Source organism: Neisseria sp. P0021.S007 (genome assembly GCF_051956855.1).
On the sequence record NZ_JBQCXA010000053.1, the window covers coordinates 1 to 1,572 of the forward strand.

Here is a 1,572-nt window from a genome sequence, read left to right on the forward strand (position 1 = left end):
TCAATACCCTGCGCACGCTCAAAGACCAGGCTGAATAAACAAATTATTCCACATCACAACATCAAGGCCGTCTGAAACATCAGCTTTCAGACGGCCTGCCACTATCAGCCCATATCGAAAAATAAACCAATCCGCTATACAATACCGCCCATGCCCACAGGCGCAATCCGCCGCCTTCCCACCCAACAGCACACACGGAAACATCATGAAAATCGCCACTTGGAACGTCAATTCCCTCAACGTCCGCCTGCCCCAAGTACAAAACTGGCTGGCCGACCCCCAAGCCGACATACTCGCCTTACAAGAACTCAAGCTCGACCAAGACAAATTCCCAGCCGCCGCCCTGCAAATGATGGGCTGGCATTGCGTCTGGAGCGGCCAAAAAACCTACAACGGCGTCGCCATCATCAGCCGCCACGCACCGCAAGACGTACATTGCGGCCTCCCCACCCTACCCGACGACCCGCAACGCCGCGTCATCGCCGCCACCATCAACGGCGTACGCGTCATCAACGTCTATTGCGTCAACGGCGAAGCCCTGGACAGCCCAAAATTCCAATACAAAGAACAATGGTTTGCCGCATTGACCGAGTTCGTCCGCGCAGAAATGGCCGCACACCCCAAACTCGTCCTGCTCGGCGACTTCAACATCGCCCCGGCCGATGCCGACTGCTACGACCCCGAAAAATGGCACGAAAAAATCCATTGCTCCTCCATCGAAAGACAATGGTTTAAAAACCTACTCGACCTCGGCCTGACCGACAGCCTGCGCAAAATCCACCCCGAAGGCGCGTTCTACACATGGTTCGACTACCGCGGCGCCATGTTCCAACGCAAACTCGGCCTGCGCATCGACCACATTCTCAGCAGCCCCGAACTCGCCGCCACCCTTACCGACGTCACTGTCGACCTAGAAACCCGTGCCCAAGAACGCCCCAGCGACCACACACCGGTAATTGCAGAGTTTGACTGCTAACACTTTGAATTAAGAAAAAATCAGGCCGTCTGAAAACTGGATTTCAGACGGCCTTTATTCTAAAAGTTTTCAGACGACATTTGAGGTCTTCTGAAAGTTTGAAATAATGGTTTGAACGGAAAAGAACGCGTGCGTGCGTACCGCACATACACTACACGTCGGTTTTAAATTTTGTGCCACCTGCAAGTAGAGTATGGCGCAACCACGCAACGTGGTTGGTGGAGATACAGGCTACGGCTTGCTAGTAGTCATATGAAAAGGCGTTCGTTCTGTGAACTCCTGAATAAATTTATAAACTAAATCTTCAAAGATTTCTTGTGCAACATTTTTTATTTTTGCATCATCTGGTAACTCTGCATGCACCAAGCTAAATTCAAATTTAACCCAAATAGACGCTGTTAAAATGAACTCTTTGCTTGTGCTAGACACATCTGCAATTGCAGTAACTTTAAACTCTGTATCAGATTTCTTTTCTATTTGTGGTTGTGCAAGAATTTGCATTTCTCCACCGCCAATATCATCTCTTGATATTGAGTCTAAGGATGTTTTATAAAATAAATCTTTAAAAAATATTGATTTATTTGATAATTTAATAT

General features: G+C 48.5%; 2 protein-coding genes. One reads left to right on the forward strand and one right to left on the reverse strand.

Translation table 11 applies throughout. The annotated features are described in order from the left end of the window. The first annotated feature begins 205 nt into the window (after positions 1–205). Complete coding sequence (xth, locus tag ACTHUR_RS11000; protein WP_440398593.1) at positions 206–976, forward strand: exodeoxyribonuclease III; 771 nt, start codon at positions 206–208, stop codon at positions 974–976. A gap of 231 nt (positions 977–1,207) precedes the next feature. On the opposite strand, the gene ACTHUR_RS11005 is transcribed toward xth, so the two are convergent. Further along, positions 1,208–1,572: hypothetical protein (locus ACTHUR_RS11005; RefSeq protein ID WP_440398594.1), on the reverse strand; the 365-nt coding region annotated here is incomplete at its 5' end.